This is a genomic window from Mesorhizobium sp. M0340 (assembly GCF_040321535.1).
Lineage (GTDB): Bacteria > Pseudomonadota > Alphaproteobacteria > Rhizobiales > Rhizobiaceae > Mesorhizobium.
In genome coordinates this window covers 141,889-154,848 of record NZ_JAMYRR010000014.1, presented here as the reverse complement: position 1 = coordinate 154,848, position 12,960 = coordinate 141,889, and the positions used below count along the sequence as shown (strand labels likewise).

14 protein-coding genes are annotated in these 12,960 nt (G+C 61.6%); 7 read left to right on the top strand and 7 right to left on the bottom strand.

Going from position 1 to position 12,960, the window contains the following annotated elements:
• Nucleotides 1-125 precede the first annotated feature (125 nt).
• Together NKI79_RS20625 and NKI79_RS20620 are read left to right on the top strand one after the other, a co-directional pair.
• Nucleotides 126-650: a c-type cytochrome, methanol metabolism-related gene (locus tag NKI79_RS20625; RefSeq protein ID WP_254819800.1), complete on the top strand. Its 525-nt coding sequence runs from the start codon at nucleotides 126-128 to the stop codon at nucleotides 648-650.
• A 1-nt stretch (nucleotide 651) separates the two neighbouring features.
• Nucleotides 652-1,512 carry a substrate-binding domain-containing protein gene (locus NKI79_RS20620; RefSeq protein ID WP_352478698.1) on the top strand — a complete coding sequence of 287 codons (861 nt, stop codon included), beginning with the start codon at nucleotides 652-654 and terminating at the stop codon, nucleotides 1,510-1,512.
• Here NKI79_RS20620 and NKI79_RS20615 read toward each other — a convergent pair.
• Complete coding sequence (locus NKI79_RS20615; protein ID WP_352646246.1) at nucleotides 1,502-1,753, bottom strand: hypothetical protein; 252 nt, start codon at nucleotides 1,751-1,753, stop codon at nucleotides 1,502-1,504. The genes NKI79_RS20620 and NKI79_RS20615 overlap by 11 nt on opposite strands.
• A gap of 220 nt (nucleotides 1,754-1,973) precedes the next feature.
• Between NKI79_RS20615 and pqqB the strand changes: the two genes are divergently transcribed.
• The 4 genes from pqqB to pqqE are packed head-to-tail and all read left to right on the top strand — an operon-like array spanning nucleotide 1,974 to nucleotide 5,075.
• Nucleotides 1,974-2,912, top strand: coding sequence for a pyrroloquinoline quinone biosynthesis protein PqqB (gene pqqB, locus NKI79_RS20610; protein WP_352803858.1), 939 nt, complete (start codon nucleotides 1,974-1,976; stop codon nucleotides 2,910-2,912).
• Entirely contained in the window at nucleotides 2,909-3,664 is a 756-nt protein-coding gene (gene pqqC, locus NKI79_RS20605) for a pyrroloquinoline-quinone synthase PqqC (RefSeq protein WP_352646242.1), read from the top strand. The genes pqqB and pqqC overlap by 4 nt, the downstream gene beginning before the upstream one ends.
• Complete coding sequence (gene pqqD, locus NKI79_RS20600) at nucleotides 3,661-3,957, top strand: pyrroloquinoline quinone biosynthesis peptide chaperone PqqD (protein ID WP_352646240.1); 297 nt, start codon at nucleotides 3,661-3,663, stop codon at nucleotides 3,955-3,957. Before pqqC ends, pqqD begins: the two co-directional genes overlap by 4 nt.
• Nucleotides 3,954-5,075, top strand: coding sequence for a pyrroloquinoline quinone biosynthesis protein PqqE (gene pqqE, locus NKI79_RS20595; protein WP_352478690.1), 1,122 nt, complete (start codon nucleotides 3,954-3,956; stop codon nucleotides 5,073-5,075). The genes pqqD and pqqE overlap by 4 nt, the downstream gene beginning before the upstream one ends.
• A 22-nt stretch (nucleotides 5,076-5,097) precedes the next feature.
• On the opposite strand, the gene fghA is transcribed toward pqqE, so the two are convergent.
• From fghA to NKI79_RS20565, 6 genes are all read right to left on the bottom strand, one after another.
• Nucleotides 5,098-5,949: an S-formylglutathione hydrolase gene (fghA, locus tag NKI79_RS20590; RefSeq protein ID WP_352803949.1), complete on the bottom strand. Its 852-nt coding sequence runs from the start codon at nucleotides 5,947-5,949 to the stop codon at nucleotides 5,098-5,100.
• A gap of 367 nt (nucleotides 5,950-6,316) precedes the next feature.
• Nucleotides 6,317-6,535: a hypothetical protein gene (locus tag NKI79_RS20585; protein ID WP_352507733.1), complete on the bottom strand. Its 219-nt coding sequence runs from the start codon at nucleotides 6,533-6,535 to the stop codon at nucleotides 6,317-6,319.
• 287 nt (nucleotides 6,536-6,822) lie between these two features.
• Nucleotides 6,823-8,277 carry an aldehyde dehydrogenase family protein gene (locus NKI79_RS20580; protein WP_352803854.1) on the bottom strand — a complete coding sequence of 485 codons (1,455 nt, stop codon included), beginning with the start codon at nucleotides 8,275-8,277 and terminating at the stop codon, nucleotides 6,823-6,825.
• Nucleotides 8,274-9,548 carry an NAD(P)/FAD-dependent oxidoreductase gene (locus NKI79_RS20575; RefSeq protein ID WP_352803853.1) on the bottom strand — a complete coding sequence of 425 codons (1,275 nt, stop codon included), beginning with the start codon at nucleotides 9,546-9,548 and terminating at the stop codon, nucleotides 8,274-8,276. Before NKI79_RS20575 ends, NKI79_RS20580 begins: the two co-directional genes overlap by 4 nt.
• A 54-nt stretch (nucleotides 9,549-9,602) precedes the next feature.
• On the bottom strand, nucleotides 9,603-10,781 hold the full coding sequence (locus NKI79_RS20570) for an alanine racemase (protein WP_352803850.1): 1,179 nt from the start codon (nucleotides 10,779-10,781) through the stop codon (nucleotides 9,603-9,605).
• A gap of 11 nt (nucleotides 10,782-10,792) precedes the next feature.
• Nucleotides 10,793-11,830, bottom strand: a complete 1,038-nt coding sequence (locus tag NKI79_RS20565; protein ID WP_352803849.1) for a GNAT family N-acetyltransferase — start codon at nucleotides 11,828-11,830, stop codon at nucleotides 10,793-10,795.
• A gap of 53 nt (nucleotides 11,831-11,883) precedes the next feature.
• On the opposite strand from NKI79_RS20565, the gene NKI79_RS20560 reads away from it, so the two are divergent.
• On the top strand, nucleotides 11,884-12,822 hold the full coding sequence (locus NKI79_RS20560) for an ornithine cyclodeaminase family protein (RefSeq protein ID WP_352803848.1): 939 nt from the start codon (nucleotides 11,884-11,886) through the stop codon (nucleotides 12,820-12,822).
• The last annotated feature ends 138 nt before the right edge of the window (nucleotides 12,823-12,960 follow it).

The window sequence follows — 12,960 nt, the reverse complement described above, 5'->3', positions numbered from 1 at the left end:
TTCGAAAACGAGAGCCCGGGTCACCCTAAGCCGGGAACCGGGCTCTCGATTGCGCCCACCCAACACCGATCAATGCCGCTGCACGACGGCAGCCAGTGTCCCTGGCAGATGAAGGAAGAGTCTGAATGATCGTTCGCATTGCAGTTTCCGCTCTCGCCCTAGTCCTGCTGCCTGTGGCCAGCTCAACTCTGGCACGGGCCGAAGACAGCATGGAAAAAGCCAAGGCGGTGAAGCAAGAAGGAGGCAAATATCTAGATGCGGACGGAAATCCGACCTACAAGATCGAAAACGGAACCGTCGATTGGTACACCTTCAGCGGGTACCGCCGGTATCACTCCGATTGCCATGTCTGTCACGGGCAGGACGCAACAGGTTCGAGCTATGCGCCTGCCCTGGTCAATAGTCTGAAAACCATGGACTACGCCACGTTCCTCTCGATCGTCGCCGAGGGCCGCAAGAATGTCGGCGGCGGCAAGGAAAACGTCATGCCTGCCTTTGGCGACAACAAGAACGTCTATTGTTACCTGGACGATCTCTACGTCTATCTGCGCGCGCGCGCTGATGGCGCGGCACCCCGCGGCAGGCCGCCCAAGCACGAAAACAAGGCTCAGGCAGCCAAGGATGCCGAAGCATCCTGCATGGGTGGATGATATGACCAATACTGCATCGAAGCTGCGCGTCGTTCTGCCGATCCTCGGCGCGCTCGCCTTGTTGCCGTCGAACGTTCTGGCGCAAAATGCCGGACTTGGCGCTGCGGGCGAACTGGTGGATCCCAACATTCTGCGCGTCTGCGCCGATCCCTCGAACATGCCTTTTACCGACAAGAACGGCCAAGGCTTCGAAAACAAGCTGGCTGAACTGGTTGCCAAGAAGACGGGGCGGAAATCAGTCGCCTACACATGGTTTCCCACTGTCGTCGGCTTTGTGCGCAACACGCTGGGGGCCAACCGATGCGACATCATCATGGGCTACGCCCAAGGCGACGAACTGGTGCAGAACACCAACGCCTACTATCGCTCCGCCTATGTGCTCGTATACCCCGAAGGCAAGGGCATGGAAGGCATCGAGACGATCGAAGACCCGAAACTTTCCGGCAAGAGAATCGGCGTCGTCGAAAGCACGCCGCCAACCGCCAACATGGCCGCCAACAAGCTTCTGCGGACCGCCAAGATCTATCCACTCGCGGTGGATACGCGCGTCACTCCTTCCATGGGGGAGGTCATGATCAAGGACATGCTGGCTGGCAAGATTGACGCGGCGGTCCTATGGGGGCCGATGGCAGGTTACTATGCCAGGGAACTCGGAGCCGATATCACCATTGTTCCGCTACTGAAGGAAAAGAAAGGCTCGCGCATGTCCTACCGCATCACCATGGGCGTACGTCCGTCCGACCAGGAATGGAAGCGGACGCTCAACCGGGTGATCAGGGAGAACCAGGCGGAGATCACCAAGCTCCTGCTGGGTTATAATGTGCCGCTGATCGACGAGCACGATAATCCGATTACGCAATAGTCGGGATGTGTGAGGAGGAGGACAAACCTGCGCGATGAAAAATTGAAGAGAAGGCTACAGCTATTTTCGATCGTTTTGTTTTTCGGCCTTTCAAAACTTGTGTTTCATTTGTCCATTTGAGACGTGATGGACGAGCCATTGCTTCGGTGCCCTGCAATGGTTGGCTAACCACCGGATCGGCCCCTTCGGGCTGGTAGAAGAGGAGAAATGTTATGAAGAAGAGCTGGACAAAACCGACCATGTGTCAGGTTGCTGCGGGCTTTGAAATTTCGCGGTATCTGCCTGCTGAGATTACTCCCAAGAAGTAGGCCGCAGAGGTGCGTGTCCCTGGCAACAGGGGCACGCATCCCCTTGCCGCATGGGTTTTTCGTGAAAGATCTTGAGGCACGCAAAGCGAGCGGGACGTTTTTTGCGGCTGCTAATTGGCTGCTGGTCAGAGAAGCCGCGGGGCGGGCGTTTTCATGCGCTTGAGAATCATCGGATCGGCGGCCGGCGGTGGCTTTCCGCAGTGGAACTGCAATTATCGTCTGAGCCGTGCGGCTCGCACCGGGATGGCTGGCGTGCATTCACGAACCCAATCAAGTGTCGCCGCGTCGGCGGATGGGCTCGGCTGGGTTCTGTTCAACGCGTCACCCGACATTCGCCAGCAGATCGCGGCAACGCCTGAATTGCAGCCCGCGCACGATGCGCCGCTGCGCTCGACGCCCATTCGCGCGGTGGTACTGACCAATGCCGATGTCGATCATATCGCCGGCCTGCTCAGCCTGCGTGAGCGGCAGCCTTTCGCTATGTATGCAACGACACAGGTTCTGGCGACGTTGGAGGCGAATTCGATTTTCAATGTCCTCGATCCGGCGCTCGTGCCGCGACGCATCTTGCCACCGGCGCAAGAATTGGCGATCTGCGACGCAGACGGCCACGACACCGGCGTGGCTGTCGAGAGCTTTCCCGTGCCCGGGAAGATAGCGCTCTATCTCGAAGAAAGAGGTCAGCCGGATGCGAATTTCAGCTCTGACGCCGGCGACACGATCGGCGTCCGTATCGCCGGTGCCGGCAGTCGCGGCTCCGTCTTCTACATCCCCGGCTGCGCCCGCATTGATGCGACCCTGCGCACGCGTCTAGCCGATGCCGCATGCCTTCTGTTCGACGGCACGGTCTTCACCGACGACGAGTTGATTGCTGCCGGCGTCGGTGAAAAGACCGGTGCGCGCATGGGGCATCTGGCAATGTCGGGAGACGCAGGGTCGATCGCCGGCTTGGCCGATGTGAGGATCGGCCGTCGTGTCTTCGTCCACATCAACAACACCAATCCTGTTCTGGACGAGAATTCTCCCGAGCATGCAGCAGTCGCAGCGGCTGGCTGGGAAGTGGCCCGCGACGGGATGGAGATGGAACTTTGAGTGATTTCCACGACGCCGCCAGCAACGGCCTGTCCTCCAGAGAGCTCGAAGCCGTGCTGCGGCAGGTCGGTGCCGAACGCTATCACAACCGCCATCCTTTCCATCACAGGATGACCAGCGGTGCGTTGTCGAGGACCGAGATGCAGGCCTGGGCGCTGAACCGCTATTGCTATCAGGCTGTCATTCCGCGCAAGGATGCCATGATCCTCGCGCATGCCGAGGATCCGGCGTTTCGCGCCGCCTGGCGCAAACGCATCGAGGATCATGACGGCGAGGACGGCTGGAGCGGCGGTATTGCGCGCTGGTTGCACCTGGCGACCTCGCTCGGTCTGGATGCCGAAGCGGTGAAGAGCGAGAGGCTGGCCCTGCCGGCGACACGTTTTGCGGTTGGCGCTTACCTCTCTTTTTGCACGAACCGGACCCTGCTGGAGGCGGTCGCGTCGTCGCTGACCGAGATGTTCTCGCCGCTCATCATCGGCGAGCGGGTACCCGCGATGCTGGCCAGGTACGATTATATCACCGAGGACACGCTGGCCTATTTCAGCCGACGGCCCGAACAGGCCTCACGCGACGCCGACTTCGCTCTTGCCTATGTGCTCGAACATGCCGACACGGCGGAACGCCAGCAGCGGGCGATCGATGCACTCGTGTTCAAATGCGATATACTCTGGGCCATGCTCGACGCGCTTCAAAACGCCTATGGCGAGCCGGGCAATATCCCGCCCGGCGCCTTCCGTCCGGAGGCCCCATGATGGCACTGCGCGAAAGAGCCATGGTGTCGCCGCTGTCGGTTCCATCGCTGCCTAAGCACGTGCGCATACAGTATGACCCCGGGCGCCAGGCGTTCGCCGTGCTTTCGCCTGAAAAGGTGTTCTGGCCAAACGACATCAGCCTCGACATATTGCGCCGCTGCGATGGGCGGTCCACGGTCGGCCACATCATTGCCGGCCTTGCCGCAGATTATGATGCCGAACAGGAGGCTGTGGCGGCCGATGTCATTGCCTTCCTGCAGGAATGGTCGGACAAGCTGCTGGTGAAGCTATGAGCGAGCCCCCTCTCCCCCCGATCGGCATGCTGGCGGAACTGACGCATCGCTGCCCGCTGCAATGCCCCTATTGCTCCAACCCGCTCGAATTGCTGAAGGCCAATCGCGAACTCGACACGCAGAGTTGGCTCGACTTGTTCTCGCAGGCGGCCGATCTTGGCGTTCTCCAGGTGCATCTGTCTGGCGGTGAACCGACGCTGCGTCGCGATCTTGAGCAATTGATCGCCGGGCTTTCGGCGCGCGGCGTCTACACCAACCTGATCACTGCCGGCGTCGGCATTGCGGATGGCCGTATCGAGGCATTTGCCGAAGCCGGGCTCGACCATCTGCAACTGAGTTTTCAAGGCGCACGGCCGGCGACCACCGAGCGCATCGGCAATCACAGGGGCAGCCACGAAAAGAAGCTGGAAACGGCACGCCGCGCCCGCGCGGCCGGCTTGCCGCTTACCATCAACGCGCCGATCCATCGCCACAATATCGAGGAGGTACCGGAATTCATCGATCTGGCCCTTTCGCTGGATGCGGAGCGTCTCGAGATAGCCAACGTGCAGTACGCCGGCTGGGCGCTGACCAATCGCGATCAACTGATGCCCGAGCGTGCTGCCGTCGATCGGCAGGCGGAGATCGTCGCGGCGGCGCGCGAACGGCTCACCGGCATCATGAACATCGATTTCGTCACGCCGGATTATTTCGCCATCTATCCCAAGCCGTGCATGGGCGGCTGGGCGCGCGACGCCTTCATGGTGACGCCAGACGGCACCGTACTGCCATGCCATGCCGCCCAGACCATCCCGTCGCTCAGCTTCGAGCGTTTTGGACCTCGCAGCCTGGCCGCGATCTGGACCGATTCCCCGGCATTTAATGCCTTTCGAGGCACGGACTGGATGCAGGAGCCCTGCCGCAACTGTGAGCGGCGCGAGATCGACTGGGGCGGCTGCCGCTGCCAGGCGATGGCAATCGCCGGCGACGCCGCCGCGACGGACCCGGCTTGCGCGAAATCGCCGATCCATGCGCGCATGGCAATGCTGATCGACGAAGCCCAGCGCGCTGCGACGGTTCCTTCGAAGGACGAACTGTTCGTCTACCGGCGTATCGGCGTCGTCACCGAGCCGGCCTGACTGCCGACCTATTCCTACGGCCTTAGCCTCGTGAAAGCCGTTCGGCATGCCACGTCATATGGTCCTGCATGAATGTCGAAATGAAAAAATAGGAGTGATCGTAGTCATCCTGCATCCGCAATTTCAACGGAATGCCTACCTTGGAGCACGCGTCTTCGAGCAGCCAAGGCCTGAGGCCCTCCTTGAGGAAACCATCTGACGTTCCCTGATCGACCAGGAATTCCGGGAAATGGTATCCATCCTCGATGAGCGAAGTGGCATCGTAGCGCCGCCACGAGGCCTCATCCAGGCCGAGATATTTTTGGAAAGCCGGCTTCGACCAGCCGGCTGTGCTTGGTTGCACGATCGGCGCAAAGGCCGAGCAACTTCTGAAACGCGCGGGATTTTTCAGTGCGATCGTCAGCGCGCCATGCCCGCCCATGGAATGGCCGAAGATCGACTGGCGCGCCATATCGGCGGGAAATTCGCGCCCGATCACGGCTGACAGTTCCTCGACGATATAGGAATACATGCGATAGTTCTTGGCATACGGCTCTTGCGTGGCGTCGAGGTAGAAACCGGCGCCGGTGCCGAACTGCCAATTGTCCTTTTCATCTGGAATGCCGGCACCACGCGGGCTGGTGTCGGGACACACGACGATGAAGCCAAGTTCGGCGGCAATACGTCTGTATTCGCCTTTTTCCATTACATTCGCATGCGTGCAGGTGAGTCCGGAGAGGTACCACACCACGGGGCAACGCCTTTCCCGCGCTTGGGGAGGCACGAAAATGGCAAACGTCATTTCGCACGAGCAGCTCGTCGACAGATGAGAGTAAACGTTCTGGGCACCGCCATGCGACTTGGCAGTCGAGACGAGTTTCAGGTGCTCTGGCATATATTCTTCTCCGCCAATTTTTTGACCGCCGACCATAGCCTCTACGACGTCGTGGGCGGTCGCGGCAACCTTGGTGGGCTGGCTGGCGCGCAGGTCTTGATCGGAGCCGGGATGGCCAACACTGCCCAGTACCTCAGCAATGATTCCGGGAGGACGAGCTCTGCGCAAATGCACCGTGGCTTTCAGCGGCGACAGCAGGTTCGACGCGGCCATGGCGGACGAGCACGCACGCGTCATCGCGTGGGTTCGCAGCATGCGTGACCAGGGACCGAGCAAGAAAGTGTTGCGGGTGATAGTTACCTCCGAATAGGAGGGCTCCTAAGCACGACACCAACTTTCCGACTTTTAGCCACCTGTGAGCCGACGGCTATTTCCGACCGTCGAAAGCCACGGACAGGCCCAGGGCAGTTGCTGCCTCGACGATCGCCTCGGTCAGCTCTTCGTCGGATGCGACCAGATAAGGGGCGGCTTGCCGTGCTGCGTTTAATGTCGCTGTGACCGAGATGGTGTCACCACGATCCTCCCTATTGAGGACTGCGGCGATTGCCTGTTCTACTACCGGACTGACCCTCTGCACCTTACTCATCCAACCCTCCCCATAGCTGCCCATAGGGATGGTACTCTATCCGTGGTTGTGTTCCAAATCGATGTACGAAAACGTACACACTCGATCGGCTGGACCGCTACGGCCAGACATCTCTAATTTCGACGGCATTCGGGATCGACCAAGCCTGGCTAGCGGCCTCGACCGGTTTCTCAGCGGGATGGCTAGCGCGCTGCAGAGCCATGTCAAATTGCCAGGTACGTACGCGAGCCCGGTCCAGGAGCTCGGCTCGGCCCACGGGCGCCCCCTGCGCTGGGCGAAGATGTCGTCTAGAAATAGCCGAGGATGGATTTTACCTCGAGATACTCCAACATGCCCTCGATCCCATATTCGCGTCCGTTTCCAGACTGCTTGAAACCGCCAAATGGGGCGTGCGGATCCCAGGCCGGGTAATTGAGATGCACCTGGCCGGAGCGGATCCGCGAGGCCACGTCCCTGACGGCGTCCACATCCTGGCCCTGCACATGGGCCCCCAGACCGTAGACCGTGTCGTTGGCGATGGTGACGGCTTCCTCAATTGTGTCGTAAGGGATGATGCAGAGAACTGGCCCGAAGACCTCGTCCTGGGCAATGCGCATGGTCGTGCGCACGTCGGAAAAGATGGTCGGCCTCACATAGAACCCGACGTTCAGATCGTGCGGACGGCCCGGTCCGCCGGTGAGGAGCCTGGCGCCCTCAGAAATGCCGACGCCGATCATGGTTTGGATTCGGTCGAATTGGGCACGGTTTGCGATTGCACCATGAGTAGTGGCTTCGCAAAGAGGATCGCCAATGACAATCTGGGCTGCGGCCCTTTTGGCGATTGCCTCGATCTCGGAGAGCCGCGGGCGTGGCACGATCATGCGCGTCGGCGCACTGCATGACTGGCCGAGATTGCGGAAGGCGGCGGCTACGCCCAGAGAAACGGCGCGATCGAGATCTGCGTCCGGCAAGATCACGTTCGGCGACTTGCCGCCCAGCTCCTGCGCGACACGCTTGACAGTCGTCGCTGCCGCCTGGGCCACCGCAATGCCCGCGCGGGTGGACCCGGTAATGGAGATCATGTCGACATCCGCATGGGAGGCGAGCCCCATACCCACGCCTGGACCATCACCTTGCAGGAGGTTGAAAACCCCGGCAGGGAAGCCGGCTTCCTCGATTGCCTCGGTGAATAGCAGGGCGTCCAAGGGAGAAAGCTCACTCGGCTTCAGCACGATCGTGCAGCCTGCAGCGAGCGCCGGCGAAACCTTGGCGGTGATCTGGTAAAGTGGCCAGTTCCACGGAGTGATCAGGGCGCAGACACCGATCGGTTCGTGGGTGACGGCGGTTTGCCCCCGTTGCTTGACGAAGCGAAAGTCTGTCAGCACATCGCGAGCGACCTTAACATGCGTGATCGCCAGCGGCACCTGGGCGCTGCGCGCATAGCCGATCGCCGCGCCCATTTCGAGGCTCAGGCATTGAGCCAGCAGTTCGCCGCGCGCCTCGAGCAGCGCTTGCAGGCGACCGAGCAGACCCGCGCGGTCTTCTGGCGTGGTCCGACTCCAGGTGGCGAATGCCCGGCGGGCCGCTGCAACGGCCGCGTCAACGTCCTTGCCATTTCCAAGCGGAAACTGGCTCACAACCTCTTCTGTGGCGGGATTGACGACGACGCCCGTCGCGGTGCCGCTCGGCTCAACCCATTGACCGTCGATGAAGAACTTGTCCAGGTGGCCGTTGCGGGCCAGGTGTTCGAGAGGCGTCATCACCCTACAAGGTCCTTCATGCGGTAATAGGCGCCGACAATCGGCAGGAACCAGGGGCGCCCGAAATGACCGGGGATCGCTGGCCAGTCGAAATCCTTCCAGGGATTGAGCTCGGGGCGCCCGTCCATGACGTCGGCCATGATGGTGCCCATCAACGTCGACATCTGGGTCCCGTGTCCGCTATAGCCCATCGAGTAATAGATGCCATCGCGCTCTCCGGCGCGCGGCAGGCGATCGCGGGTCATATCGACCATGCCGCCCCAGCAGTAGTCGATGCGGGTGCCGGCCAGTTCCGGAAAGACCTCGACCATCGCCGCCTTGAGTATCCGGCCGCTTTTTTCGTCGGATTGAGGGTTGGACACGGCAAAGCGCGCCCTCCCGCCGAACAGAAGGCGATTGTCCGGCGTGAGCCGCCAGTAGACAACGAGATTGCGCGTGTCGACGACATTGCGACGGGTCGGCATGAGGCGCTCGAGTTGCGAAGGCGACAGCGGCTCGGTCACGATCAGAAATGCGCCGACCGGGATCATGCGCCGGCGGATCCAGCCGAGCGGGCCAACCTGGGAAATGCCGCTTGCCAACAGGACCTGCCGCGCGATGATCTTGCCCTTTGGCGTCGTTACGTCATGCCCGCCTGAAACCTTGCGCATCGCCATGACGGGCGAGCGTTCATGGACCTCTGCGCCACGCCGGGCAGCGGCGGTCGCGAGGCCCCGGACGAACCGGCCGACATGCATGGCCGCGCTCTTGGGAAAGAGCAGCCCGCCATGGTAGCGGTTGGTGCCGACTTCGGTTCGCAGGTCCTCGCGCGCGATCATCCTGGTGTCGGGATCGACATTGGCAGCGAGTAGTTCCTGGCTGCGCGCCAGCATGTCGTAGTGCTCGGCCTTGGCGGCAAGCTTGAGCTTGCCGACGCGGGAGAAGCTGCAGTCGATCTTCTCTTCCTGCACCAACCGCTCGACCATATCGACGCCGGCGTCGAAAGCCTTGTAGAGCGCATTTGCGGCAGGCTTGCCGTGCTTGCCAGCCATGATTGCATAGTTCTGGGCAAAGCCGTTGTTGCACATGCCGCCATTGCGGCCGGACGCGGCATTGCCGATCGTTTCGGCCTCCAACAGGGCAACCCGGGCGCCCTTTTTGGCAAGGGCCAGCGCGGCGGAGGAGCCGGTCAAGCCGCCGCCCACAATCGCCACGTCGTAGTGGCCTTCGAGCGGTTTGGACGACCCTTCATTGAACGGCTGAGACGTATCCAGCCAGTAAGAGGTAAACTTCATTTTCTTGACCACCAGTGCTGATTTGAGTGGAGCGACTCCGAGCTAGTTGCGCGCCTACCAGCCGCGCATCCGCTCCCAACGCGCTTCAATCATGGGGCTGTCCCCGTTGACGACGCTGTAGAAATCATGCTGGGCGGCCATCGCACACGCATGGTTGGGCAGAATCCGGATCCGTGTCCCGAGCGGCAGCTCGGGCATGGACTTTCCAGAACCGGCACGAATGGCGAGGATACCGTGTTCCTGGCTGGCCTGCGCCACGATCACATCTTCAAGCACCCGCCCCTTTTCGTCGCAGACCACGCCGTAACCCTGGTCGATCTGCTGGTTTGCGGTTCCCCGGTCGCGAGAAAGCGCCATCCATCCGGCGTCAACCAGCACCCATCCCTTTTCCGGCTTGGACCCGATCACCGTGGCCAATACGGAAATCGCGATGTCATCGAGTTCGCACACCCCAACGCCGTGCTGGACCAGGTCGAAGAACATGTAGACGCCGGCACGCAGCTCCGTGACCCCCTCAAGATTGGTGGCGAAATGCGCTGTCGGCGTCGAGCCGACGCTGACGATCGGGCAGGCATGGCCATGGGCGCGCAGGATTTCAGCGGCGCGCACCGCGGCTGAACGCTCGTTCTCGCCTGCCTTGACCAGCGCATCGGGCGTGTTCAAGCCATAGGATTCGCCTGCATGGGCGAGAACGCCGACGAGTTTGGCACTGGCCGCGACGACACTGCCGGCCACGTCGAGCAGCTTCGGGTCGTCCGGCCTCAAGCCACCGCGATGGTCATCGCAGTCCAGTTCGATGAAAACGGATGGGGTCATACCGGTGGCTTCGCGGACGCTGGCCAGGGCATCGGCCTGCTCAACCGAATCGAGCAACAGCTTCACATCAGCGCCGGTGCGGCGACAAAGCTCCATGGCCCGCTTGGCCGAGGCCGGCGAGATGCCGACCGCATAGATCATGTCTCGAAAGCCATGGCCCGCGAAATACTCCGCCTCGGCGATGGTCGAGACCGTGATCGGTCCGGGTTCGCGGTGAAACGCGTATCGGGCGACATCGATGCTCTTGGCCGTCTTCATATGCGGGCGCAGCACCACGCCAAGCTTCCTGGCGCGCTCAGCCAAGCGCTGAATGTTGCGTCCGAGCCGCCCACGGTCGAGAAGCAGCGCCGGCGTGACCAAGGCGTCGATCGTCCTAGCCGTCTCGCTCACTGCCAGGTTTGCGGCCACCTTGTTCATAATCTCGGTTCCTAAGTGAACGACTGGTTTGCCAACGCATACATATGGGCTGGCCCTTCTGCGACGGGTCGTTGTCCTTTGACCATGGCGGTCGCAGTGCCGGACCGCTGCAGGCCAAGGCTCGCAAGCCAGCCGCCCAATCCATCCTCGGCATAGACGTCGATGCGAACGAATTGATTGTGAAGCTTCGAAAGCTGGGCCAGGATCAGACGCCGCGCGTCGTGGTCGCTCTCGGCTGCACAAGGGCCGACGACATAGCCGCGGCCAAACCTCCTGGCGACAGCGTAGCCTGCAATCCGTCCCCTGCGCTCGATGACCAATGCGTTGCCCACATCGGCGAGCGCAGCCACCATCGCCAGCCGGGGCATGCCCGTGGCCCGTTCGTCGAAGGCCTGGATCGCCGCTAGGTCAGAGGCTGTCGCTTGACGGATGTCGTCGCTGGTACTCCGCGTCACGGCGACAGCCAGCGAGCCCTGGTGCTGAAGCACCGTGCCCCAGGCAGTGAAGCCGCGTCGCTTGTAGAGCGCCAGCCCCTCTTCGGTTGAGTTGAGCAGCAGGTTGCGACCGTGTGTCGCCTCAAGCAATCCATCAAAGAGCCGGGCCCCGTTGCCACCGCCTTGCGCGGAGCCAGTAACTATGATCATCCCGACCGAGGCATAGGACTGTCCGTAATTCCAGGACATGGCCGTGCCAATCACCTGTCCTGCCCGCTCAAGGACCAGGCCATTGCCGACCATCAGGGCAAATTCCCAATCCTCCTGACGGTAGGGCCAGGCCATCTCTTGCGACAGCTTCAGTGCGCCCGGCACATGGCGGGTTTGCAATTCCATCAGCTCGATCGGGGCGCTGACGATATCTCTGTCATGCTCAAAGGCCATAAGGTGCAACGCTGTCAGTTGATCCAGAGTCGGATTGACGTCGGATCTTAGGGTCGCGCCCGGCGGACAGATTTCGCTGCTGTTTTGCCCCTTCAAATCAGCGGTATTATTCGTTTTATGCAGTTCCTCGGCATCCCAAATCGTGCAAATCGGGCGAGGAATACCTGGCACCTTGAATCGCCGCTTCGTGGTTGCCCGATCGGCGATGCCAGGAGGAATTTTGGATGATCTACATCAGCGAAGAGGAGTCAGCCGGCCTCGTCACGCATGAACTTGCTTTCGAGGCGGCGCGCGAGGCTCTCGTGGCGGCAGCATCGCGGCAGAGCTGGGTCTTTCCGGCTGTTCTGGGGCGCACACAGGAGGTGACCAATACCTTCTCAATCAAATCCGGTTCGTCGGGCGAGCTGACCGGCGTGAAAATTGGCTCCTTCTGGTCGGGCAACCCGGCACGTGGCCTTCCCCGCCACAACTCGACCATCGTGCTGCTCGATCAGCATACAGGTCGGCTCGGTGCCGTAGTCGAGGCCGGGAAGGCCAACGCCTACAGGACGGCCGCCGCCGACGCGGTTGCGGCCGATCTTCTTGCGCGCAAGCAAGCCAAGGTTCTGGCGATCTTCGGGGCCGGCAACCAGGCGAGTTTCGAAGTGATGGCGCTGGCACGCATCCGCCCAATCGAAACAGTGCTGGTCGTGGCCCGGCCTTCGCCGCGGCGCGACGCTTTTGTCGATCAGATCGGCGAAAGGGGACTGAAGGCGCGCGCTCCCTTGCCGGAAGAAGCCGTGCGCACGGCCGACATCGTGGTGACGGCGACACCCGCACGCGAGCCGCTGTTCGATGCCGCTTGGGTGGGACCCGGAACCCATATCGTCAGCATCGGGTCGGATGCTCCGGGCAAACGCGAATTGCCGAGCGAATTGTTTCCCAAGGCACGTCTGTTTTGTGATCTGCTTTCCCAGTCCGTCCAGATCGGCGAGTTCCAACACGTGCGCGACGAGATCGACGCCGGCGTGCTTGTGGTAACACCAATCGGCGACGTTATTGAAAGGCGTGCGCTCGGACGCCGCTTCGACGATGAGATCACGGTCTTCGACAGTTCCGGCATCTCCCTGCAGGATCTCTACATGGCCGACGCGCTGATCCGCGCAAAGGCGTCCTACCGCTGATCAGTTTCGCACCGGGCCCCCAGTCCCGACGGATTTTTCGACACGGCAACAAGGTGACCGCGCGCGATCCTGCAGTCGTATCAGCGGCGGGCGCGCCAAAGGGTTGCCCGCATGCACCACGGATCGCCCCGATGTCGG

What these genes read in the sequence shown, in the direction of transcription:
- NKI79_RS20625 (WP_254819800.1), top strand. Translation starts at nt 126, where the DNA reads ATGATCGTTCGCATTGCAGTTTCCGCTCTCGCCCTAGTCCTGCTGCCT.
- NKI79_RS20620 (WP_352478698.1), top strand. Translation starts at nt 652, where the DNA reads ATGACCAATACTGCATCGAAGCTGCGCGTCGTTCTGCCGATCCTCGGC.
- NKI79_RS20615 (WP_352646246.1), bottom strand. Translation starts at nt 1,753, where the DNA reads ATGGTCGGTTTTGTCCAGCTCTTCTTCATAACATTTCTCCTCTTCTAC.
- pqqB (WP_352803858.1), top strand. Translation starts at nt 1,974, where the DNA reads ATGCGCTTGAGAATCATCGGATCGGCGGCCGGCGGTGGCTTTCCGCAG.
- pqqD (WP_352646240.1), top strand. Translation starts at nt 3,661, where the DNA reads ATGATGGCACTGCGCGAAAGAGCCATGGTGTCGCCGCTGTCGGTTCCA.
- pqqE (WP_352478690.1), top strand. Translation starts at nt 3,954, where the DNA reads ATGAGCGAGCCCCCTCTCCCCCCGATCGGCATGCTGGCGGAACTGACG.
- fghA (WP_352803949.1), bottom strand. Translation starts at nt 5,949, where the DNA reads ATGCCAGAGCACCTGAAACTCGTCTCGACTGCCAAGTCGCATGGCGGT.
- NKI79_RS20585 (WP_352507733.1), bottom strand. Translation starts at nt 6,535, where the DNA reads ATGAGTAAGGTGCAGAGGGTCAGTCCGGTAGTAGAACAGGCAATCGCC.
- NKI79_RS20575 (WP_352803853.1), bottom strand. Translation starts at nt 9,548, where the DNA reads ATGAAGTTTACCTCTTACTGGCTGGATACGTCTCAGCCGTTCAATGAA.
- NKI79_RS20570 (WP_352803850.1), bottom strand. Translation starts at nt 10,781, where the DNA reads ATGAACAAGGTGGCCGCAAACCTGGCAGTGAGCGAGACGGCTAGGACG.
- NKI79_RS20560 (WP_352803848.1), top strand. Translation starts at nt 11,884, where the DNA reads ATGATCTACATCAGCGAAGAGGAGTCAGCCGGCCTCGTCACGCATGAA.